The following is a 23000-nucleotide window of genomic DNA, read 5'->3' as shown; positions in this document are numbered from 1 at the left end:
TAGTGTTGCCCTTTGGCCACACAAGCCATGTCACACCTGAAAAAAAGGGCGCCCCGACCGGGACGCCCCATGATGTTTCATCCGCCTGCGGGCCGCTCCGCCTTTGCCGCGTCGGCGGCATAGAGTTTGCCGAACTCGCTGTCGTCATACCAGACCGGCGCGGTCGGCGCGTCGGCGAGCGCGCGGGCGATGTTGTAGTTCACCTTGGCGAACTTGGCCCCCGCGCCCCAATTGAAGGGCAAGCTGACCTCGTCACTGGGCTTGTGATAATTGGTGGCGAGGAAATCCTTGAACGCCTTTTCCCCGCCATTGGCAAAGCCGGTGACGAGGAAGACCGACGGCACCCCTTCGGTGACGAAGCGATAATGGTCCGACCGGGTGAACAGATTTTCTTCCGGCATGGGATCGGGCGACAGCTTGATGCCCATGTCGCTCGTCGCCTTTGCAACGATCGGCCCCATGGTCGAATGTTCGGCGCCAAACGCCACGACGTCGGTGAAGTCGTACAGCAGGACGGGCATGTCCAGATTGACGACGCTGGTCACCTTGACGCCCGGCAGCGGGTGCTTGGCCAGGTATTGCGAACCGAGCAGGCCGTCCTCTTCCGACGTTACCGCCGCGAACAGGATGGTGCGCTTTGGCTTCTCGCCAGCCTGGGTAAAGGCGCGTGCCGCCTCCAGCATGGTGGCGACGCCGGCGGCATTGTCCATGGCGCCGTTGAAGACCTTGTCATCGCCCTTGGCATGGCCGCCCGTGCCGACATGGTCCAGATGCACAACCACCCTACTTGACGATTTACACACCCTCAGACTCCCGCAGATTACCGAGCTTTCTAAAATATTTATAGACTCTTGACTAGGGGCGGTTGACACCTAATTTAGCGGGATCGGACGGGAAACCGTCCCCATTTGGCGGCCCCAGTTTGGTGGACCGTCCCCAGTTCAGGAACTGTGGCATGGCGGCTTTGACAGATGGCGAAATCCGACAAGCGATCAGGGCTGTCGAAGCAGCTCGGAAAGAGCGAACCCTTCCCGATGGCGAGGGCCATGGTACCGGCCGACTTACGCTGATTCTGAAACCCATGCCCTCACGCGTCACAGCGACATGGTATGCTGTCCAGTGGCGTGACAAGAAGCGGATCAAGTCTAAGCTCGGCGCCTATCCCTCCTTGTCGTTGGCCAATGCGCGTAAGCTCTTCGATCGCGACTATGCCGGGCCGATCCAGAGGGGTAGCAGTATTAAGGTCGCCGGCGATACCCGGCCCGGTACGGTGGCCGATCTTTTCGAGGCTTACACTAATGCGCTTAAGGATGCCGACAAGCCTTCGTGGAAGGAAGCCAAGAAAGGTCTCGACAAGATCGCGGACACGTTGGGTCGCAACCGGCTAGCGCGTGATATCCTCCCTGAAGACGTCCTGGAGGTCATTCGACCGATCTATGATCGCGGTGCGAAGTCGATGGCTGATCACGTCCGTAGTTACATCCGTTCAGCCTTTTCCTGGGGCCTGAAATCAGAACATGACTATCGGCTTACATCTCCACGCCGTTTCCGCCTCGCCTACAATCCGGCCGCCGACATCCCGACCGAACCTAAAGTTGCCGGCACTCGCTGGCTCAGCGAGGACGAATATGTACGGTTATTCAGGTGGCTGGAGTGTCCAGACACACCCATTCATCCGCCATATACTCGCGCCGTTCAATTCCTTATGCTGACTGGCCAGCGCGTGGAGGAAATTGCTCGACTGAACGTTGATCAGTATGACAGAAAGGAGCGCATACTGGATTGGTCGAAGACCAAGAATAGCAAACCGCACGCAATACCCCTTCCGTCTCTGGCTGCCGAGCTACTCGAAAGCATCAAGCCGAATGAATATGGCTGGTTTTTCCCGTCCGCCATGGATTCGAGCAGGCCTGTCGCACATGGCACGCTATATGCCTTCATGTGGCGTCAACGGGAGCGTGGCGTTATTCCGTACGTGACCAATCGTGACCTGCGCCGAACCTGGAAGACGCTTGCAGGCAAAGCTGGCATATCCAAGGAAATTCGTGATCGCCTGCAGAACCACACATTGCAGGATGTCAGTTCCAAAAGTTATGATCGGTGGAACTACATGCCTGAGAAGCGAGCTGCGATGAAGAAATGGGATAGCTTCGTTAGAGTGCTACTTTCACGCAAACACATAAAACTTGTTGCGTGAACGGTCCTAAAAGATCTTTGGCTGCCTCCTCCTGTTTCAGGTAGATACATCCTACAAAACGAAAGGTTTGTTGGTTGCGGTGACAGGCACTGGCCGAAACCGACAAACACTCCTCGTCGCGATTTGAAGACCAAGATTGTCGCGCCACGGTACAGGTGCTCGCTCAGGGGCTTGCGCTTGGCGAGGCTGAAGTGTCCGATGCGATCGCTTCCCGGGAAGCATGACGGGCCTCGCCGCTGTAAATGACGTTGAGAACCCAGCCGCTGGCATTGTAGATCACCAACTTCGGGCACGCCGATCTCTGCCTCGACCGCCGTGAACAGGTCCGCGACTTGCGCAGCATGCGTGGCATCGACCGCGAATGCCTGCGACTTGGGTTCTTCGGCCACTTCGGATCGCACCTAGGCGACTCATGCATCGCAATTTAACCTACCAGACACACCGCCGCATGATACAAATTTTTCATTAGGATTACTCTCACGCGGCGCGACTGGATCGCAACGGGCGCAGCTGCTGTCCGGGCGAACGGCATCGACCGGGCCTCTGCCCAACCGGTGCTGTCCACCGCGAACCGTGTGCGGCTGAACCTCAACGAAATTCCCTTCGCGCGATCGCCGCGAGTCATCGACACGGTCAGGATGCCTGCGCTCGGCCTAGAGCGCCATGTCGGCGCGGACGAGGTCGCGAGCCTGACCACACAGATCGCCACTCTCGAGCAGGTCCACCCCAAACAGGTCGTCATCGAGGTGACACTCGAACCGCTCGGCCTCTATCTCGCCCGGCAGCGTCCCGGCGGAGGTGCCTTCGTCTATTCCGATCGGGTTCAAGTGTTGCGAAAGTCGCGCCAGCTTCATTTTCTTCTGCGTGTCGCAGGCGGCAAACCTGCGTCGGCATCTCGATGCCTTCGGGATAGAAATTGCGAGGCCCTATCCGCCGCTGTCAGACCGGTTCCGGATCACTGTCGGGCTGCCGACAGAGCACGATCGCGTGATCGCGGCGCTGGGTTATGGCGACCGGCATAAACAGGCAATCCCCCCGCTGATGATCATGATCTGATCGCGGGAGGGATTCCGGAACTAGCGATCCATCCATCTGCTTTGGACTCTCAAGTGCCACCCTCTCTTCCGCCTCGCCGCCATGCTCGAGGAAACGAAGTCCTGCACGACTGTCAGAGGCCATCCTGCTAGTAGACATTCCTGATCTGCTACGAAAGCCGGATTTCTCGCCGTGGTAAGTTTCCGGTTCCATCTCGATCATGGCGCAACTGGCTCCTTGTGGGTAGCGTAGTCCAGCACCCGGCAGATCTCGTCCGCCACAAGCTGCGGCTCCTTACGGATGACAGCGTGACCGGAGTGCTCGGCGAGGATATGTTGGCCCTGGCGCGCCTTGGTGCCGCGTTGGCGATGGGCGGCATTGGTGCAATAGGCCCACGCCCCACGATTTTTACCGTTCGTGGCCAACAATGAGCGAACCGAGTCCGTGGTCTTGGCCGCGGTTCGGAGAAGTTGGACGGCAGTTCACTGATTCTCGGAAAATGAAAGCGTGACTGTTACAGTCCGCTCATCCGATATCTTTGAGATTGACTCTCAATAGATGCAAGTCGTTAACTTGGCGATGCTTCATCCTGTCGCGCGCGGCATAGATTCTTTCGCGCGGGACGACGTCTGATCTGGAAAAACCGATGCCGGCGCAGTCGCGATTGATCGAAGGGGAGTTTTCTCCGCACGACCTGTTCAGGGAAGCCGCGGCGCTCGCCCTTTGCGGCTCGCCCGCGCCGGAACACAGGCAGCAGATCCTGTCAGGCCAGTTTCGCGGCTGGATGTGGATGGAGGAAGTCCATCCGGGCCTCAGTGGATCGGCCTGCGATCTGGTGACACTTTCGGATGCCGTCATCGCGCAACCGATCGAGCGCTCGGTGATGATCGGCGTGCATCTTCACGGCAGAAATGGTGAACTGGCCGTCGAAGGCGGCGAAGCTGTCAGCAGTTCGCTGGAGCAGTCCCAGATCGTCGGCCTTGGGGAAGCGCGCAAAGGCATGCGCAAATTGTTCCCCGGTGACCGTTACGTCCGCGCCGGACTGATCGTTCGTCCAAGCTTTCTGGAACATCATGGCGGCGCCGTGGCCGGCAACGACCTCGATCTCGTCGACCGGTTGATGTCGCCCGGTGTTCATTGCCGGGCGCTCCGTCGTTGTGAGATCATGATCCATCTGGCGAAAGCGCTGGTCGAAACGCCCTACACCGGTTCGCTGGGCACATTGTTCCGGGAGAGCACGACCACGCAGATGCTGTTCCAGGCCTTGCGGCTCCTGCGGGCGGATGAAGGCTGCTATCGGCAATTGGGCAAGCGCCACTATGACGCCGTCCTTCATGCCCAAAGCCTGCTCGATGCCGCGCTGAACGCGCCGCCCGGGACGATGGCGCTCGCCCGTCAGGTCGGCCTCAACCGAAACGCGCTGCAGGCCGGGTTCAAGGCCGTGTTCGGCACCACCATCTTCGGCTATGTGCGCGAGCAGCGATTGAGGATGGCGCGCATCCTGATCCGGGACCATGGCCTGGGGGCAGCTGAAGCCGGCTATCGTGTCGGGTTCAGAAGCGCGGCCGCCTTCTCGGTCGCCTTCCGCCGCGCGTTCGGCCATCCGCCTTCGCAGGACGCTTCCGACACCAGGCACTGAACCTTCGGCGCGGCGTGGTCCGCTTGCCGCAAGGGGCAAGGCGTTCACTGCTCTTGCAGCTGCTTCCGCTTCGTCCGCTCTTTCACAGAGCGGATCAACTCGAGCATCTCGCCTCGCCTGCTCCTGACGAAAGCATTTGTGCATCGGGCGAAAGCCGGTCTCATTGCGTCGAACCGTCCCCAATCGTTACTGATAATCACTCGCATAAATATGCTCGATCGCTTCGGGGCTGAAGCTCCGGACGATCGTGCTCGGGTGCGCATGGGGGCAAGATTGGGAAGGTTCGACAGACATTTTTCGGCGTCGCTGATCGCATTGGCCGTTTCCGCGGCATCCGCGCCGGCCCTTGCCCAGGTGAACAGGTGCGCAGCCGGGGAGGATTGCGAGATCGTCGTCACCGCGACCGGCCTCGACACCGCGACGTCGAGCACCAAGACCGATACGCCGCTGATCGAAACGCCGCAGACCATTTCGGTCATCACCCGCACGGAGATGGACGTGCGCGCCGTGGACAGCATATCCGATGCCCTCGCCTATGTCGCCGGCGTGCAGGCCCAACCCTCCGGCATCGACAGCCGCGTCGATGAAGTGAATGCCGCCATCGACGCGGATATTCCTGGCCTGCGGTGCGACCGACATGCGTAAGGGTTTCGACGGCCTGGCGGTGATGACGCAGCAGATTCTGGAGCAGAGCCCCCATTCCGGTGCGCTGTTCGCTTTCCGGGGCAAGCGCGGCGATCTGGTGAAGCTGCTTTGGTACGACGGCCAGGGCATGTGCCTGTTTTCCAAGCGGATGGACCGGGGGCGCTTCGTGTGGCCGTCGACCAAGACGGGCTCAGTGGTGATGACGGCGGCGCAGCTTTCGATGCTCTTGGAAGGCATCGACTGGCGGCGACCTGAACGCACTTTCACTCCTTCATTGGCGGGGTAAAACGCCCATTTTCTGGTGCCTTTATTAGCGTTTCGACCATCGATCTGCTATATGATCGTGGTGTCGGACGCAGGCCTTTCCACCCCTGATAAAGACGCTCGGATCGCCGAGCTTGAAGCTGCATTGGCAGCTGCCCACGCCGATATTTCCGCCCGCGACATCCTGATCGATACGCTGCGCGTGCAGATTGCGCGCCTCAAGCGGATGCAGTTCGGCAAGTCGTCCGAGAAGCTCGATACCCAGATCGCTCAGCTTGAGCTGGCGCTCGAAGAACTCGAAGGCGAGGCCATCGTCGCCGCCGCGCGTCGAGGTGATCCAGTAGCCGTCGATCGGCCATCACCGGTTCGGACGCTGCCAGCTCATCTGCCGCGCGAGGAGCAGCGGATCGAGCCCGAGAAGGGTAACTGCACCTGTCCCGACTGCGGCGGCGCGCTGCGGCCGCTGGGGCAGGATAGCGACGAGATGCTCGATGCCGTGCCGGTGCAGTGGCGAGTCGTTCGGACCATCCGCCCCAAATATAGCTGCCGGGCGTGCGAGAAGATCGTGCAGGCGCCCGCGCCGGTGAAGGCGATAGCGCGGGGCAAGGCGACCTTCGGCACCCTGGCCCATGTCGTCGTCTCCAAGTTCGACCATCACCTTCCGTTATACCGCCAGGCCGAGATCATGGCCGCGCAGGGCATCGAGATCGACCGCTCGACGCTGGCAGGCTGGGTCGGCCAGGCATCTGTCCTGCTCGATCCGATCATCAACCGCATCCGCGAGGTCGGACTGACCGCTTCAAAGATCCACACCGACGATACACCGGTCCCCATGCTCGATCCGGGACGTGGCAAGACGGCAACCGGCAGGCTCTGGGCCTATGCCGTCGACGATCGGGGCTGCGGTGCCATGACCCCGCCGCTGGTCTGGTATGAGTTCACCACCGACCGGACAGGCGCACATCCCCAACGGCAGCTGGCCAGTTTCACCGGCTATCTTCAGGCGGACGGCTATGCCGGATACGACAAGCTCTACGACACCAACCGCGTCACCGAGGTCGCCTGCTGGGCGCATTTCCGGCGCAAGATATTCGACATTCATGCGACCAAGCCGACACCGCTCACCACTGATCTGCTTGAACGCATCGGCCAACTCTATGAGATCGAGGCGGAGGTTCGCGGCCACCAGCCCGATATCCGACGACGAAGCCGACAGGACCGCACCAAGCCGCTGATCGACGAACTGCGCCAGGCGCTCGACGATGCCCTGCGCCGCCTTTCGCCCAAATCCGAGATGGCCAAGGCGATTGCCTATGGTCGCAAGCGCTGGGTCGCTCTGACGCGCTTTCTCGATGATGGACGTCTGGAAATCGATAACAACATAGCCAAGCGCGCCATGCGGTGCGTGGCCATCGCAGGGTCATTCTGCCCATGTCGGGCAGATGGTAGAGTTTCATTATCGCTGGCATCCATATTACGGCGGTCGTTTTCGGCATGAAGGCCGCGAGGACCGGGCCAATGGCGCGATCATCCGGGTAGAGATCAGGCCGGGTGAGATCATCCAGGTCGCAGAGTGGATGCTGGACAGGGCGTTGTGCGCCGACATGGAGATGGGCGAACCGCGCGTTGCGGTGATTGGGCTTGTAGAGCTTCATGGACTGCTTACCGATCGCGGTTTCAGGCAGACTTCGACGGATGGACTCACGGCCATCCAGGAGGCGCGCCATGAAGGCACTACCACGACCCTCGTCGCTACCGATGCTGACCCAGCAGCTGAGCATGCCGCTCGATACGCCGCAGATGCGAGGCCTGAGCGAGGCGCAGCGAAGCGCCGCTGTTGCCAGGCTGGCGACCCTCTTGATGGCCGCAGCCGGCGTCGCGGCGAAGGAGGCCAGCGATGACGGGCAATGATCTCCTTCCAGTCACGGTGCTCAAGCGCAAAGCTGTGGTGTATGTCCGACAGTCGACCCCGGGTCAGGTCCAGAACAACCTGGAGAGCCAGCGCCGACAATATGAGCTTGTCGATGTTGCGCGACGCTGGGGATTTCACGATGTCGAGGTGATCGACGATGACCTTGGTAGGACCGCCAGCGGCACTGTCGACCGCCCCGGTTTCGAACGACTGGTCAGCGGCCTGTGCACGGGCAAGGTTGGCGCGGTGCTTTGCTTACACGCATCGCGCCTTTCCCGTAATGGCCGGGACTGGCACCACCTTTTGGAGCTGTGTGGCCTGGTTGAAGCGCGCGTGATCGATCTCGAGGGGGTATACGATCCCTGTCGACCAAACGATCGATTGTTGTTGGGCATGAAGGGCAGCATCAGCGAGTTTGAGCTTGGCATTTTGCGAACACGCATGCTTGACGCGGCGCGCGCCAAGGCAAGGCGGGGAGAACTGCGCCTCAGTGTTCCGATCGGCTATATCTGGCACCGCGAATACGGCCTGGGGCTGGATCCCGATATCCGGGTACAGGAGGCGATCCGCCTCATCTTTTCGCGTTTCCGCGAGCTTGGCAGCGCCCGCCAGGTGCTGATTTCGCTGACAGCTGACAATTTCCATTTCCCCCGCCCTTCTGACGGCCGCAAAACGGTGTCCTTCGACTGGGTGCCGGTTCGCTATCGAAGCGTTATTTCGATCCTGAAGAACCCCTTCTACGCTGGGGTCTATGTCTATGGTAAAAGCGAGAAGCGAACCGAGATTGTCGATGGCAGGGCACGCAAAAGTTACGGCCACAGCAAGCCCTTTGGAACGTGGGAAGTGCTGCTCCAGGATCATCACGAAGGCTATATCGATTGGAGTGAGTTTGAGAGGAACCAGAGCCATATCGCCGTCAACGCCTTCGGACAGAAGGGCGGTATCAAGTCGGGTCGTGGTGGCCGCGCGTTGCTCGCGGGCCTGCTCACCTGCGGGCGATGTGGAAGACGGTTGGGCGTGGTCTATTCGGGCCGGCCTCCGGGTCATCCCTATTACCGCTGCGAACGTATCAACCAGATGCTGGCCAAGCCACGATGCATGACTTTTGGCGCATCTCGCATCGACCCTGCCATAGGCAAAGAGATATTGAGAGCCGTGACGCCGATGGCGATCGAGGCCGCAATGGAAGCTGATCGGGCGCATCGGGATAATCTGGAAGAACGGCACCGCATGGTGGAGCTGGACTTGCAGCAAGCCCGATACGAGGCATCTCTCGCTGAACGTCGCTATGCTGCCTGCGACCCTGATAACCGCCTGATCGCTGCCCAACTGGAGAATAGCTGGGAAGCAGCGCTCAGGCGTGTGGAAGCCTGTGAAGCGGGTTTGGCCCAAGCCCGACAAATCGATCTGGCCGCGCCGGCGCCCGATTTTGCTGGCATTGCCACCGACCTGGAGACCGCTTGGCGCTCGCCTAACGTCGGCATGCGTTGTCGTCAGCAGCTCCTCCGCACGCTCGTGACCGATATCATCGCTGATGTCGATGAAGAGCAACGTGAAGTCATTTTGACGATCCACTGGAAAGGTGGCCAACATTCTCAGCTGCGCATTCGCAAACCCAAAGCAGGCGAACATGGTCAGAGCACGCCCGAAGCCGCCCTTGCCATCATCCGCTCCATGGCCACCCGGTGGTCCGATGCAGACATTGCCGCCACTCTCAACCGGATGGGAATGCAAACCGGACAAGGCAAGACCTGGACAGCGCGCCGTGTCGGCTCGCTGCGCACTGTCCACAAAATCCACGGCTACCGATCCGCCGAAAAGAATGGAGAGTGGCTCACGCTGACCGAAGCCGCCAAAAAGCTTGGGGTTACTGCCCATCGGGTCCGTCGACTGATCAAGGAGGGCGTGCTCCCTACCGAGCAAGTTGTACCCGATGCGCCGCACCAAATCCGAGCCACGGACCTGGAAAAGGACGAAGTGACTCAGTTCCCGCTTCACAGAGGCCCGTGTCGCATCAAAATGGAAAACCAAAAGTCCCTGTTTCCGGACATTTGAAGAGGAGGTGTAGTATGAACCGGTCGTTGCCCTGGGTCGCAAAAACTGGTTGTTCGCAGGTTCAAAAGCAGGCGGCGATCGCGCCGCTGCCATCTATTCCGTCATCGAGAGCGCCAAACTCAATGGCCTCGAACCACAGGCCTATATCGCCGACGTCATCGCCAGGATCGCTGGCAACTGGCCTGCTACCCGCTGGGATGAGCTCATGCCGTGGAACTGGCGGACCGATCAGCAACCGATCGCCGCAGCCGCCTGATCTGCGGTCTCCAGGCCCCGCTTACGCTAATCACGCGCAATCTCTCCGATTTTGAGACGACCGGTATTCGCCTCTTCATCGCCTGGATGGAAAGCGTTATTATTGTGACCGCATCGGCTCATGAAAGACGCTTTCGCCAAAGCGCACTTTCATCAGACGTGCGACCGAGCCTGAGTATCTGCGCTGCCTCCACATTATCGGACTGTGATAAAGGCCAATTGCCGCCCAGTAGTCTTTCGCAGCACGCAGGCCGGAGAGAAAGATCCATCGTGCAGCTTCGGCATTGAAGCAGGGATCGAAGCGCAGCCAGTGCCGCACCTGGAGTTCGGAGTGCCCGACTTTGGCTGCGATGCGCGGGACCCACCAACTGTTGATCTGCAAGGGGCCAAGATCATGCGAGCCATTGCTGTTACGGACTTCAGCACCGATCCAGCCTGCTTCCTGATCTCGCAAGCCCCAAAGCGTCTTCTCCAGCCACGCATGACCCATCGACGCCTGACGGATGCAGGAAGCTATGCGCTGTTCCTCCTGAACATCTTCGGGCGCCGCCATGGCCCATTCCGGCGATGCTGCCAGCAAGGCAGTGACTGCACATGTCGTGCTCGAGAGAAGGCGCCACATCACCCTGCCCGCCCCGGCTTTGCTCGATAAGCGCCCCCGGGAAGCATGGCTCGCCCTGGGGTTTCAGGCACTGCTATCGGGCCGCCTGTCACCAGGGCAAGTAGCCTTCGCCCGGATATAATTTCGACGTGGCTGCTGTTGCCGATGAACTCCTGGCTCTGCGGCCCTGTTCGGCCGGTATGGATGAAAAGGCCGCGACAGTTTCTGGCCCGGCACAGCGCATTGAAGGCGCTGACATGTTCGGGCCGAATGGCCGTCGCATAGCGCTTGGCCTGGAGGAGCCAGAGAGCGCCGTCGATCATAACCTTTCCATCGACCCCGCCATCACCGGTGTAGCGATGGTTTCTGATGACCCTGAAACCACGACGCTCGAAACTTTCGAGCAGCAATTCCTCAAAGGCGAGCGGATCCAAGCTTCTTAGCCTGGCATAGAGGAGTTGGGGCGGTTGCAGGCGATCACGGCCGCGCAGCTGCTGCGCCATGACCCTTGCCTGCCTGCGACGCCATCGATGCCGCAAGGGCACGTGAAAGCGGCGCAGGACAAGGGCCAGGAGCATCAACGCGATAGCGAGCAGAATAAGGAGCATGGGACGAGCCTCTATCGTTCGGGACCGTGAAAGGGTTCGGGTTGAGGTGCGGGGGTTGGCGACTGCCGTTCAGGATGCGTTGTCGAGGGCTCGATCCGGGTGCGAGCGCGATCGAGAATGCCCTCGAGAAACCGGTCGAGGACCTGGGCGACGCTTCGAGCGCCTTCCGCGATATGCTCTGTTGTCCCTCGTGGCCCGCGATCCCGGCGAGACAATTGCCTTTCAAGGGTGCGGTCTCGACGCGACGTTCGGTCCTTTTGCTGTTCGGCCTTCAACGTCGCCAGGCGCGCGCCCTGCCGGTTCGTGAACGGGCCGACGCGGTCCTGGTCCATGCGTCCAAGGCCCTCGGTGGAGGAGGTCTTCTCACCTGACTGGCGCTCCAGCTTGTCGACAAGTTCCTTGACGTTGTTGGTCCAGAGCCTAACGCCGTACATGGCGCGCGTAATGGCAGTGTAGAAATTCTGGGCATTGACCAGCGGCGATTCCACGGGCGCCAGCAGGAAGACCCGCGGATAGGTCTTCGACTGTGAGGAATATACCGTCTCGGCATAGCCATGGTCCCAGGTCTTGTGCTCTGACAGGTCGACCTGCTGTACACGGCCGTCCCGATCCCAACGGATCGTAGCAAGGTCGCCATCCAGCTTTTCGACCGTGCCGCGCTCGGCGTTGCGCAGATCGAGATCGCGATTGACCAGTCGCCACTGGATACGATCCCCCTCGGCCAGATCACGCTCTTCGGGGTTGAAGACATTGATGTGCCGGGCTCGTGTGGTCTGCGGATCCCAGCGGATGATGCGCCCCTGTTCATCGACAAGGCGCACGACCTGCCGGCCGTTGGGCTCCCGTCCGAGCCCTACGACGCGATAGTCCGTGTGCCGGGCAACGCCGAGACCGGCGATGTCGCGGTCGAAGCGCACCACCTGCCCTGCTCCGTAGAAGCGGCCCATATGTTTTTCGATATCGGTGAACCCTGCCGGGGCAAGGATCGAGAGCCTGCTGTCTTCGGCTGCCAACCCATTCTCGTTCCTGAGCGCTTCGCGGATCTTGCTGTTGACGATGAGGCGCGTGGCATTGTCGAGCACGAGGATGTTGGTGCCCGCACGGGAGTCGGGCTTGAGCCTCACCCAGGCGTTGACCACCATCGCGGCCATGGCCTCATTGTCGGTGACGGTGGTCACGCTGTCGAGATTCTTGAGCGACTGCTCGAAATTGCCGGCCCTTGCCTGAGCAACCGCTTCCTTGATCGTACGGGTTTCCTGGCGAACCGCCTCGGTCAGTTCCACCACCGGCAATCCCAGCCGGCGCATCAGCCAGAAGGGCTTGCCCTGTTCGATGGCGCCGGTCTGCTTCTCGTCACCAAGGAACAGGAGCCTCGCTCCGGTTATCCGGCTGATCTCGAGCAGCCTTCTGGCCTGGCGGTTGCCAAGCTGACCGGCTTCGTCAAGCACAAGCACATAGCGGTCCGTTATGCCATGGCCGCCACGCGCTACGAAGCTGGCGACCGTGTGCGCCTCGATATTGGCCTTTTGCCCCAGTTCCGCAGCCGCCGATGATGTGGGCGCCAATGCTATCAGCGTCGTTCCTGGTTCCGCCGCTTCGCCCAATACCCGCACCAGTGTCGACTTGCCCGATCCGGCAACGCCATGGATCCCGGTGACGCGATCCCGCGACATAGCGGTCTCGACCAGGGCCCGCTGCTGCTCCGCATTGAGCGTCGTCTTTTCCAGTACGGCCAGGAGCCGGTCGCCCGACGCGATCGGCCGGGCGTCGTCGAGGCCAAGTGCAATATGTTGGGTAAGTGCCAGTTCCAGCCGCCACGACTTGCGGGTGGTGCGTCCATGCGTGAGTACCCTGTCGCCCGTTTGCTCGTGGGTCGGCAGCAGTTTTCGCATGAGTTCATGCGTCTCGATCCGGGGGCGCAGATCCTCCAGCCGCATTTCCCCGACATGGGCTGCAAGTCCCGTGCGCAGGATATTGCCGAGATTGTTGACGGCTTCGGCGGTTTCCAACTGCCGCAGGCCGAAAAGGGCAGCGCGTGAAGCCGTGCGTTCGGTAGGGGGAGAATGTTGTCCCTCCCGTTCGCGTGCAACGGCAGCGATTTTATCGAGCTTTTCGAGTTGGTCGCCAGTCCGCTCATGCCATTGCACAGTAAGTTCTTGCGCGCCGATCTTCACCTTGGCCTTGCGGGTGGCATAGAAGGAGGCGCGCTGGGCCTTTTGGCCGACCAGGCCATGTTCCCGGGCATGCTCCTCGATCGCTTCTGCGCGCTGCGAGAAGCGGTCGATGAGTTCCTTCGGCACGCCCTGTATCTCGAACAAGCCGGTGCGAGGATCAAACTCGACCTCATAACCAGCCTCGCGAAGGCTGAAGGCGAGCGCATTGCGATAAATCTGCCCGGCCACGCGCTGCTCACCATACATGACGCGGCTTTCCAGGCTTGCCATCGGGTCGCCATCCTGGCGATTGGTCATGTTGAGGACGACCAGATGGGTATGGAGATGCGGGTCGAGTTCCCGGCTGCCATGCTCGGTGAAGCGCGCGACGAGAATGCGCCGCGTGGTCTCATGAATGACCTTACCTTCCTCGCGGCGGCGAAGTTGTGCCTGTTCCTCCAGATAGGTGATGGCAGCTGTGACAGCATATTCATGCGCGGCGAGCACTCGCTCATCCCCTGCCACCAGCGCCATGATGGACACCGATTTCGGGGCATTGACCGCAAAGTCCCAGCCGGGATGATGCTGGATTTGCCCGTCCGCGCGGTGTCGCCCCAGTTGCTGATCGCCGACTTTGCCGGCAAGCAGGTCACGAAACTGTCTGGCGTCGACGGGACCGGAAAGGCCGAGGTCGGCTGCAAGCTTGCCACCCCATTCGGACGGTTCGTTGCCGCCCTTGGTGTAATAGTCGCCAACCGTATAATATCGGGCGATATTGGCGGGCTTGCCGTGGAGGCGTTGCGGCTGGATCATGCCGGCCGCGACAGTTCGCGCGGACCATCATCCCGCTCATGTTGCACCAGGTCGGAGCGGATCTCGCCCTGCTTGCCGGCCAGGATTGTCCAGGCGAGCCGAGGCGGAACCGGGAGTTCAGCGTCCTCCTCGTTCAAAAGAATATCTTCCACCCGCTGCGCATCGACGTGCGGCTCAGGCGGCTGGAACAGGTCCGGTTGGCGCGGCGGTGATTGGGGCGGTTGTTCACCGCTCGACGACTCGTCCGGGGAAGTTGCCGGCGGTTTCGCCTGCGGCGGCGGTGTCTGCGCTGGTTCCCGCTCGATCGCCTCCCGCACGCGCGCTTCGGCGTGAGCGATCCGGACCAGTTTCTTCGCATTGTCGATCTGGATGGGGGGTTCCGTACGCTCGAGAAAGGCCGGGCCGAGTGAAGGGATTTCGTTGAAACGGCTGTCGAAGCGGACAACCGGCAAATTGCGGCCGAAGCGCAGAAATCCGACAAGGTTGGGCAGGTTGGTGACCTCAGTCGGCATGACCAGCGGCCGCGTCACTTGCATCCGCGAGAGGTTGACGCCATCGCGCATGTCGTTGACGCCATAGGACATGCCCTCATTGGCCTCGACCTGCTCGACCTGACCCAGATTTTCCGACACATGTTTGGCCGTCGCGGTATCGTTGGCCCGCAACGCTATCCATGTGGAACAATAACCGGTGATCGCGGCCGCATCCTGAATGCCGTAAGTGGCTTCAAGCTGGGGATAGGACTGGAAACCCAATATGCCGCAGCCGCCATATTTGCGGGCCCGAGCAAGGAAATCGGAGAGTGACGGCAGCTTCTGGAGCGTCGGCAACTCGTCGATCACGCAATAGAGGCGTCGATCGCGATCAGGCGTCAGGCTCATGATCGCGCTGATCGCGATATCGAGCCAGACGGTGATCAGCGGCCGCAACGAGGGCAACTGATCTGCCTTGACGGTTATGAAAAGCCAGCTCCCTTCCTGCCCCTTCTCCACCCAGTCGCGGATCGAGAAGCCATCCTCGGTATCGTCGAGATACCCGAAGCTGCGCATGACCGAAGCGAGTTCCGCCTGAATGCCGGCGGATGTCCTTTCGCCTTCCGTGCTGATGAAGGCTGCAGCATCCGTCCCGGACACGAAAGCGGCGAGATCCTTGAGTTTGGAGCGTAGCAGCCGGTCGAGCAGCACCGAGACATAGGTGTGCTTCTGCCGCGCGAGCTTGCGCATGACCGCGACAAGGGTGCCCCGCGCGGCCTTGGCCCAGAAAGGATCGCCATGCTTGTCGGGGATCGTCGACTCGGCGATCTGGTCATAATGATAGTCGCGCGGCACATCGACCCAGGGCGACCAGCGCGCCGTGCGCTGGTCGAGCGGATTGAGCAGCATGTCGGTACCCTGGAGATAGAATTTCTCGACGAAAGTACCCGCTGTGTCATAGACGATCGCACGCCTTCCCGACTTGCGAATGCCATCGAGCATGCCGTTGATGAGGTTGGTCTTTCCTGTACCGGGCGCGCCGCACAGAAGGATATGTTCGGGTTCGAAGGCTTCCGGGACAGGGACATTGCCGACGATCAATGGTCCCTTGCGTTGCCGCCAGAGTGCGCGCTTCACTTGCCGGATGGTACCGAAGCGGGCGCCGCGCAGATATTCGTTGGAGCCAAGGCCCCTGCCCGTCCGCGTGAAGTAGAACCAGGCCCATCCGAGCATAGCGAAGGTGAACAGACCTGATAGAAGAGCGCCGTGCAGAAGATATATCTCGAACTGGTGCAGTGTCTTCTTTGCCAGAGTCGAAGCGACCAACCAGTCCGCGGAGGTCCAGTAGGATTGGCCTGCTGGCGTGCGAAACTGGACCGGATCATTGGTGCCGCCCGCTGCGTCGACCTTGATCACCGCCTCCGCGAGCTTGACCAGTACGAAGCGCTCATATTCCGTCGATTTTTCAAAGGCATACCAGAGCGTACCGATGATCCAGATGATAAACCCGGCCAGCATGGTCTGGTAGAAGACCTGGGTGGTCATGCGGACATTGTGGACGATCGCTTGCCCGCCCCGCGTCCACGATCCCAGCGTATCGTTCCGGAAAATGCTCATGAGCGATCCGCCTCCCCGAGGAGGCCGCGCTCCAGGAGTATGGACCGCGCCTGGGCCATGCCTTGTTCAAGGGTCTTTGGCGATTGCTGGCCCACGGAAGTCGCCAGGATCGAGAGGATCTGGATGGTGGTGGCGAGGATTTCGTCTTGCGAGGAGAAGACGTAGCGTTTGCGCTCATCCACCGCCTGCTCGAGCACCTGGCGGATGAAGGCGGATAGCGAGAGATTGGCGCCACGCGCACGTCGAACTAACGCGACATGCAACGCTCGTTCAAGACGGAAATTGACCTTGGACAAGCGGAGGTACTCCGTTCTCGGATACCTTCGCAGCTGTCATGAAGCAGCTTTTTTTAGTGCAACCATTTGGTTTTTGCAAGTCCTTCTCGCTTTAGTCGGTTCGGCGGGCCGAGATGGCCCAAAGGCAACATTGCTCCAGTCGAGCGTGCCTTTGGTATCCATTGCCAGATATCGGCAAGTAGCCTGACGGAAACATAGTCGGGCTTGCGGGGGTCAGTGGAGTTCCGGGCATGGGGCCTTGTCATCCCGGATTCGTCTCGTGCTTCCGTGAGCGGGGCTAGAACCCACCGCTGCCATTCAACGCTGGTGGGTTCGCGGGTTCTCCCTAGCGGCTCGGCAATGATGCCGTCCGCATCACTTGGCCCCGGCCTTCTGGTCCGTCTGCAGCTGTCGGGCGCGATCGTTCAGGTAGGCCCTGAGATCTTTCGTGTCCTGTGGCGACAGGCGGTTCGAGAAGTTGACCATCCCCTGATCTTGCAGGGCTCCGTGCAACAGGACCTGGTCGAAGGCTTCCTGGCTCTGGATATAGCCCGAGCGGCGCAAATCCGGCAGCACCTGTGTCGACCAGGCGCTGAAGCCGTGACAGAACGCGCAAGCTCCCGCATAGGTCAGTTTGCCGCGCGCGACGGATTGCGCGGCGAAGGTTTCGTTTGACGGCGTGGCCGGCAGGTCGATCCGTTCATAGGGCGGCAACTTCGCGGTGCCGCCGAGTGAAAACACCAGTACGCGCCCATTGGGTCGGAGGTGGGGATCCGGTGCGAAGGGAGAATGCAGGCCGAACGCGCCGCCCATTCCGACCATCAGCGCGATATATTGCTTGCCGCCCAATTCGAAAGAAGCAGCACCAGCGAGGATACCGGTCTGGGCGTCGAACTTCCAGAGTTCCTTGCCATCCGTCGCCCGAAAGGCTTTGAACATGCCGTCCGGCTGTCCGATAAAGACAAGGTTGCCGGCGGTTGCCAACGTGCCCCCATTACCTGGGGTCGGAAATTCGACACGCCATGCGGGCTTCTTGCCGATAGGATCCCAGGCCAGCAAATAGCCCTTGGCTGTCTTCTTCATCCGCTCGAAATCGGCCTGGCTTTGGGGACCGAAATCGCGGGCGGATGCAACCGCGAGATTCCAGACACCCTGCTTAGGATTGTATTTATAACCTTCTGGCGCTGGCCCATAGCCAAAGGGGATCTCCTGCACCGGAAAATAGACCAGCCCGGTCTTGGGGCTGTACGACATCGGGAACCAGTTATGAGCGCCAAAGGCGCTCGGCATCTGTTCGACGTCAGCCTTGTCCTCCGAATAACGCGCGCCCTTGGCCTCTACTGGACGGCCCGTCTTGAGATCCACATGGTCCAGCCAGGTGGCGTTGACGAACTTGTCAGCCGAGATCGGCTTGCCCGTAGTGCGGTCGATTACATAGAAGACGCCATTCTTTGGCGCGTGAAACGCGACCTTGCGAACCTTGCCATCCATTGAGACGTTTGCCAGCATGATTGGCTGCGTTGCGGTGAAATCCCATTCCTCGCCCGGCGTTTCCTGATAATGCCATTTGTAGGCGCCCGTATCGGGATCGACCGCGACGATCGACGACAGGAACAGATTATCCCCCTTGTCACCCGAACGCACGGTGCGGTTCCAGGGCGACCCGTTACCGGTTCCGATCAGCAACTGGTTCAGATCCGGATCGTAGACGATGGAATCCCACGCCGTGCCGCCGCCGCCGGTCTTCTTCCACTCCCCATTGCCCCAGGTCTTGAAGGCGACGGTCTGGAGGATCTTGTCTGATGGCTGCCCGTCGGCCGCATTGGTCGGGTTCGGCGTTGTGTAGAAGCGCCAGACCATCTTGCCGGTATTGGCGTTGTAGGCGCTTACGAAACCGCGCACGCCCAGTTCGGCGCCTCCGTTGCCGATAATGACCTTGCCGTGAACTACGCGCGGCGCACCGGTAATAGAATAGGGCTTGTTCGGATCGGTCGTCTGAACGGACCACAGCGGTTTCCCCGTTGCCGCATCCAGTGCGATGAGCCGGCCGTCGATCGTGCCGACGAACACCTTGCCATCTTCCACAGCAACGCCGCGATTGACGACGTCGCAACAGGGATTGACGCCTTTGAACCCCGGCACCTTCGGATCGAACGTCCATTTTTCCTTGCCAGTGCGCGCGTCCAGCGCCAACACTTTCGACCAGGCGGTCGACGTGTAGAGTATGCCGCCCATGACGACCGGCGTCGCCTCCTGTCCGCGATTGGTATCAAGATCATAGGACCAGGCAAGCTTGAGCGAACCGACATTGTCCTCGTTGATCTGTTCAAGCGGGCTGTATCGCTGCTCGGCATAGCCGCCACCGATCTTGCTCCAGCCCTTCGGGTCAGCCCCCGCCGCCGTGAGGGCCACGCCTTCAGCAGGTTGCGCAACGACGGTCTGTGGAGACGACCCCGTCCTGCTCTGATCGCCTTTTTGACCACACCCCGCCAACGCCAGCGCGGCGCTGGCACCGGCTAGCAGCATTCCGGCACGAATTGATCCACTGTTCCTCCCGATCGCCATATGATCCCTCTCCGTTCGAGTCCTGTTACCTGGTGATGCCGATGATGCGCAGTTGCGTGAATTAGCCCGGACCGGGAAGCAACGCTCGATGGACCGGATCGCCTGTTCAGGCCGCGCGACTGAAGCACGTGGCACGAAACCAAGGACAGCGCTGGATGCGGGATCGACTATGCTGACAGAACTGACGCCATCCAGCGGAGCGCTGGCGATCAGGAGCTTGTGTTGCGACAACATGGACAATCTCCTTTCTTAGAATGCCTTGGCGATGCGGAATTGATAGCGCCCCCGCTCGCGAAATCCGGAATGAGTGTCGATATCCCGTCCCGCCTGAAGGATCAGTTGGAGAGTCGGCGTGAAATTGTGGCGATAGCCCACGAGGAAAGCGGAGTTTTCCTGCCGATCATTACTTTGCAAGCCGGCAACGGTCGTCCGTCCACCAGTCGCGTAACTCAGCCGAATATTGATCTCGTTCTTCGGATCGGGAATATAGCGGACGAAGCCCAATGCCTGATAAAGCGGCTTCTGCGTCAGCGTGTTCGACCCGATATACTGGTTGTTGCGACCAAAGAACTGCGCATCTAACGAACCTTCGAGATAGAATTTTTCCGAAAGTCCCTTTACATAGACAAGCTGAATGGTTCCCTTGAAGCGATTGTCGCCGGGATTTAAGGCTTTGGACCGATCATATTCGCCTACGGGTATCCAGAGATACCCCGTCACGCCAAGATATGAACGCCTGCTGGGGTTATTGTGGACCCACCATGTCGTTACGAAGAACGTATCACCCAGGCCGCTCGTTTTGCCCAGAGGCGCGCTTGACCCTTTCCCCTGCAGGGCGACGTAAGGCTGTACGACCTGGAAATCCACCGTCATTCCGGCGATCTCGACATATTTTACGTAACGCAAGAGTAGTACGTCGCTGGAAAGCTCTGCATTCGGGTCGACCTCTTGACCGTTATTGTACAGCCCTTTGGCATCGGCATGCTGCCCATAGACAAGGAACACCGTTGTGCCTGGAGGTGCCGGGACATAGTCGCCCGGGTCGAAGACCGTTGCCTCAGCCTGCCCGCCAATGCCGGCGCCCACAAACATCAGGGAGGCTGCCAGAGCGGCCCCGCCCCTGAAACCATATCCGCCTTTCATCCCTCTCTCTCCCCTATGCAGCCATGTTAGGCCTTGCGTTTCTCCGCCCTACCTCTCGGCGCTCGCAAGAATTCGCCCTTGATCTCAAGGCAAATGAATGAGCTTACGATTGATAAACTCTTCTATTCCGAATTCGGAAAGTTCACGGCCATATCCTGAATTGCCTATCCCCCCAAAAGGCAGGTCAGGCGCAGTCCCCGTGACGTCATTTATGAAAACCATGCCTGTATCGATGCGCTCGGCCAGAGCCTTGCCCCTCTGGATATTGTTCGTATGCACCGAACCACCCAGGCCAAAATGCGAATCATTGGCAAGATCGATAGCTTCTTCATCAGATCCGACTGAAAAAATAGTCGCGACGGGACCGAATATCTCTTTGTAATAAGTGGGGTTTTCTTTTGTAACGCCCGTAAGGATGCCGGCTTCCATGAAAAAGCCGTCCCTGGCGATCTGCTTCGCTCCGGTTACAAGAGTGGCGCCGTGAGAGACCGCCTCATCGACCAATGCAAGCGCCGTTCGCATTGCGGTTTCGCTACTCATCGGGCCATGAGTGACGCCCTGCTCGAGAGGATCTCCATAATGGAAATCCGATATTTCTTTTTGAAGTCGAGTAGTAAATTCATCCACCAACGAACTGTGAACGATCATGCGCTTTGCGGCCGTACAGACCTGACCATTATTCAACATGCGCCCGGTGATCGCGCGAGGAATAACATCGTCAAGATTTGCGTCATCAAGCACAATGAAGGCGTCAGAACCGCCCAGTTCCATAGTGCTCTTCTTGAGTGCCCTTCCAGCTTGTCCAGCGACAGCACTTCCAGCTCGCTCACTCCCGGTGAGAGCGACCCCCCTCACCTCCGGACGACCGATAAGGGCCTCCGATTGATCATTCGTGATGAAGAGATTGGTATAGGCGCCCTCTGGGGCTCCCGCCTCCAGAAAGAGAGATTCGAACGCGACTGCGCATTGCGGCACTCCCGGAGCATGCTTGATCATGACCACGTTACCGGCCATCAGATTGGGACCGGCTACGCGGGCAAGCTGATAATAAGGAAAATTCCAGGGCTCGACGCAGTAGATGACCCCGAGCGGCTGGCTCAGTATCGAAGCATGCCCCTCGGCGACATTCAGAGTCCTTGGCGCCAGGAATTTTTCTGCATTATCAGCATAATATTCCAGAATATCCGCTGAAATTTCGATTTCCCATAGCGCTTCGGGTAAGATCTTTCCCATCTCAATAGATATCAACCTGGCGTGCTTATCTTTATTTTGACGTAAAAGATCAGCCGCCTTAGTTACGATGGTTCGGCGATCTTCGAAAGAACGATGGCGCCAGTCGCTCTGCCACAGCGCATGGGCGACTCCCAGTTTCGACAACATCTCATCGTCGCTATGCGTCTCGAAGATTTTTTCTATCTTCCCGGTTGACGGATTTATTGATCGATATGCGCTCATCTTATCTCTCCCGGTGATGATTCTAACAAATTATAGATTGCGATCTATATTGAACTTTAAATTATAGAATTGGATGATTTATAGTATCAATGGATATAGCGAAAATATTCTGTAAGTACCGTTATATGAATTCAGAATGCCTCACGATAGAGGGTAAGCGCGTCTTCTTCATTCACATCTATCGGATTATTGCCTAAAAGGCGCTCCTGCTTCATTGCATCCGAAGCCATAACAGCAAGCATATTATCCGTGACTCCCACATCACGCAGGCGACGTGGAGCACCGCTGCGATCCATGAGGAATTCCATGTGCCGGACGAACGCCTCCGCGCGTGTCCGCGTGTCGTCACCGCCTTCGGCTTCCACAACATCGGCGAGTTCAGCGTAATGCGTCGCTGCTGCCCCGCTATTGAAACGGAGTACCGGCCCCAGCATCAAGGCATTCGATAGTCCATGAGGGATGTGATAATGTCCACCAAGTGGGTAGGCGAGCGCATGAACCGCTGCGACCGGCGCGTTGGCGAAAGCCTGTCCCGCGAGCATGGCACCCAGAAGCAGGGCCTCACGGGCATCCCGGTTCGCGCCGTCCGTACACGCGGCAATCAGGTTTTTGCTGAGCAACCGCAGCGCTTCGCGCGCCAGCATGTCGGACAGCGGGTTCTTCTTGTGGCGGCTGGTATATGCTTCGATCGCATGCACCATAGCATCAATGCAGGTTGCTGCCGTGTGTATTTTCGGCAGCCCGATCGTCAGTTCAGCATCAAGCAGCACGTAATCTGCATAGAGCTGGGACGCGACAACCCCCATTTTGGTTGTTTCGCCTGTAGTGATAATGGAGATATTCGTGACTTCCGAACCTGTTCCTGCTGTGGTCGGGATCAATATCAATGGCAACCGGGTGCCTTTGACATTCCCAATCCCATACATCTCAGACAGGGGCTGTTCGGATGCCACCAGGACAGCCACCAGCTTTGCAATATCAAGTGAGGATCCGCCGCCCAGGCCGATGACAATGTCGCATTCCGCCTCCTTGGCGAGGCGAACGCTTTCACCGATGATGTGCTCCGGTGGGTCGGCCACCACACCATCAAACACATGAACGAAAAAACCTGCCGCCTTGAGCTTGTCCACTATGGGCCCGATCAGGCCTGCCTTTACCAGGCCGGCATCCGTGATCAGAAAAACCCGCCTAGCCTCGAAGCGACGCGCGATGATGTCTCCCAGCCGGTTCGCTCCGCTCCAGGCGACTTCGATTGACGGGACGGTGTGGAACTCGAACGATTTCATCTTATGTTC

Annotated in this window: 18 protein-coding genes and 2 pseudogenes; 9 read left to right on the top strand and 11 right to left on the bottom strand. The window is 59.6% G+C overall.

Annotated elements, in window-relative coordinates; translation table 11 throughout:
- Positions 1–77: 77 nt before the first annotated feature.
- A complete protein-coding gene (locus ACAX61_RS13800) occupies positions 78–782 on the bottom strand; it encodes a M20/M25/M40 family metallo-hydrolase (protein ID WP_370715427.1) in 705 nt (234 codons plus the stop codon).
- A 173-nt stretch (positions 783–955) separates the two neighbouring features.
- Here ACAX61_RS13800 and ACAX61_RS13795 point away from each other — a divergent pair, with 173 nt between their 5' ends.
- Positions 956–2197, top strand: coding sequence for a tyrosine-type recombinase/integrase (locus ACAX61_RS13795; protein ID WP_370715426.1), 1242 nt, complete (start codon positions 956–958; stop codon positions 2195–2197).
- Between the two features lie 653 nt (positions 2198–2850).
- Here ACAX61_RS13795 and ACAX61_RS13790 read toward each other — a convergent pair.
- Positions 2851–3051, bottom strand: a complete 201-nt coding sequence (locus tag ACAX61_RS13790; protein WP_370715425.1) for a hypothetical protein — start codon at positions 3049–3051, stop codon at positions 2851–2853.
- A gap of 10 nt (positions 3052–3061) precedes the next feature.
- On the opposite strand from ACAX61_RS13790, the gene ACAX61_RS13785 reads away from it, so the two are divergent.
- The 8 genes and pseudogenes from ACAX61_RS13785 to ACAX61_RS13750 all read left to right on the top strand — a co-directional run.
- A complete protein-coding gene (locus tag ACAX61_RS13785) occupies positions 3062–3253 on the top strand; it encodes a hypothetical protein (protein ID WP_370715424.1) in 192 nt (63 codons plus the stop codon).
- Positions 3254–3878: 625 nt separating this feature from the next.
- Positions 3879–4871: a helix-turn-helix transcriptional regulator gene (locus tag ACAX61_RS13780; RefSeq protein ID WP_370715423.1), complete on the top strand. Its 993-nt coding sequence runs from the start codon at positions 3879–3881 to the stop codon at positions 4869–4871.
- A gap of 210 nt (positions 4872–5081) precedes the next feature.
- Positions 5082–5516: a TonB-dependent receptor plug domain-containing protein gene (locus ACAX61_RS13775; RefSeq protein ID WP_370715422.1), complete on the top strand. Its 435-nt coding sequence runs from the start codon at positions 5082–5084 to the stop codon at positions 5514–5516.
- Complete coding sequence (gene tnpB, locus ACAX61_RS13770) at positions 5464–5802, top strand: IS66 family insertion sequence element accessory protein TnpB (protein ID WP_370715421.1); 339 nt, start codon at positions 5464–5466, stop codon at positions 5800–5802. Before ACAX61_RS13775 ends, tnpB begins: the two co-directional genes overlap by 53 nt.
- 51 nt (positions 5803–5853) lie before the next feature.
- Positions 5854–7195 (top strand): annotated as a pseudogene (gene tnpC, locus ACAX61_RS13765) (IS66 family transposase); the annotation flags it as partial.
- A gap of 343 nt (positions 7196–7538) precedes the next feature.
- Positions 7539–7691, top strand: coding sequence for a hypothetical protein (locus ACAX61_RS13760; RefSeq protein WP_370715419.1), 153 nt, complete (start codon positions 7539–7541; stop codon positions 7689–7691).
- Complete coding sequence (locus ACAX61_RS13755) at positions 7678–9747, top strand: recombinase family protein (protein WP_370715418.1); 2070 nt, start codon at positions 7678–7680, stop codon at positions 9745–9747. The genes ACAX61_RS13760 and ACAX61_RS13755 overlap by 14 nt, the downstream gene beginning before the upstream one ends.
- 25 nt (positions 9748–9772) lie before the next feature.
- Positions 9773–10003: pseudogene (locus ACAX61_RS13750) on the top strand (transposase domain-containing protein); the annotation flags it as partial.
- Positions 10004–10102: 99 nt separating this feature from the next.
- Here ACAX61_RS13750 and ACAX61_RS13745 read toward each other — a convergent pair.
- The 9 genes from ACAX61_RS13745 to ACAX61_RS13705 all read right to left on the bottom strand — a co-directional run bounded on the left by ACAX61_RS13745 (position 10103) and on the right by ACAX61_RS13705 (position 22991).
- A complete protein-coding gene (locus ACAX61_RS13745; RefSeq protein WP_370715417.1) occupies positions 10103–10555 on the bottom strand; it encodes a lytic transglycosylase domain-containing protein in 453 nt (150 codons plus the stop codon).
- A 68-nt stretch (positions 10556–10623) separates the two neighbouring features.
- Positions 10624–11106 carry a restriction endonuclease gene (locus ACAX61_RS13740; protein WP_370715416.1) on the bottom strand — a complete coding sequence of 161 codons (483 nt, stop codon included), beginning with the start codon at positions 11104–11106 and terminating at the stop codon, positions 10624–10626.
- Between the two features lie 116 nt (positions 11107–11222).
- Positions 11223–14177, bottom strand: a complete 2955-nt coding sequence (mobF, locus tag ACAX61_RS13735) for a MobF family relaxase (RefSeq protein WP_370715415.1) — start codon at positions 14175–14177, stop codon at positions 11223–11225.
- Entirely contained in the window at positions 14174–16267 is a 2094-nt protein-coding gene (locus tag ACAX61_RS13730; protein ID WP_370715414.1) for a type IV secretion system DNA-binding domain-containing protein, read from the bottom strand. Before ACAX61_RS13730 ends, mobF begins: the two co-directional genes overlap by 4 nt.
- Complete coding sequence (locus ACAX61_RS13725) at positions 16264–16563, bottom strand: CopG family transcriptional regulator (RefSeq protein WP_370715413.1); 300 nt, start codon at positions 16561–16563, stop codon at positions 16264–16266. Before ACAX61_RS13725 ends, ACAX61_RS13730 begins: the two co-directional genes overlap by 4 nt.
- A gap of 354 nt (positions 16564–16917) precedes the next feature.
- A complete protein-coding gene (locus ACAX61_RS13720; protein WP_370715412.1) occupies positions 16918–19341 on the bottom strand; it encodes a PQQ-dependent dehydrogenase, methanol/ethanol family in 2424 nt (807 codons plus the stop codon).
- Between the two features lie 15 nt (positions 19342–19356).
- Complete coding sequence (locus ACAX61_RS13715) at positions 19357–20250, bottom strand: transporter (protein WP_370715411.1); 894 nt, start codon at positions 20248–20250, stop codon at positions 19357–19359.
- A gap of 84 nt (positions 20251–20334) precedes the next feature.
- Positions 20335–21705 carry an NAD-dependent succinate-semialdehyde dehydrogenase gene (locus tag ACAX61_RS13710; protein ID WP_370715410.1) on the bottom strand — a complete coding sequence of 457 codons (1371 nt, stop codon included), beginning with the start codon at positions 21703–21705 and terminating at the stop codon, positions 20335–20337.
- A 131-nt stretch (positions 21706–21836) separates the two neighbouring features.
- A complete protein-coding gene (locus ACAX61_RS13705; protein ID WP_370715409.1) occupies positions 21837–22991 on the bottom strand; it encodes an iron-containing alcohol dehydrogenase in 1155 nt (384 codons plus the stop codon).
- Between the last annotated feature and the right edge of the window lie 9 nt (positions 22992–23000).

Origin of the sequence: Sphingomonas sp. IW22 (assembly GCF_041321155.1) — a bacterium.
Classification (GTDB): Bacteria; Pseudomonadota; Alphaproteobacteria; order Sphingomonadales; family Sphingomonadaceae; genus Sphingomonas.
The sequence above is the reverse complement of the archived record's forward strand: the minus strand, read 5'-3'. Positions and strand labels throughout refer to the sequence as shown.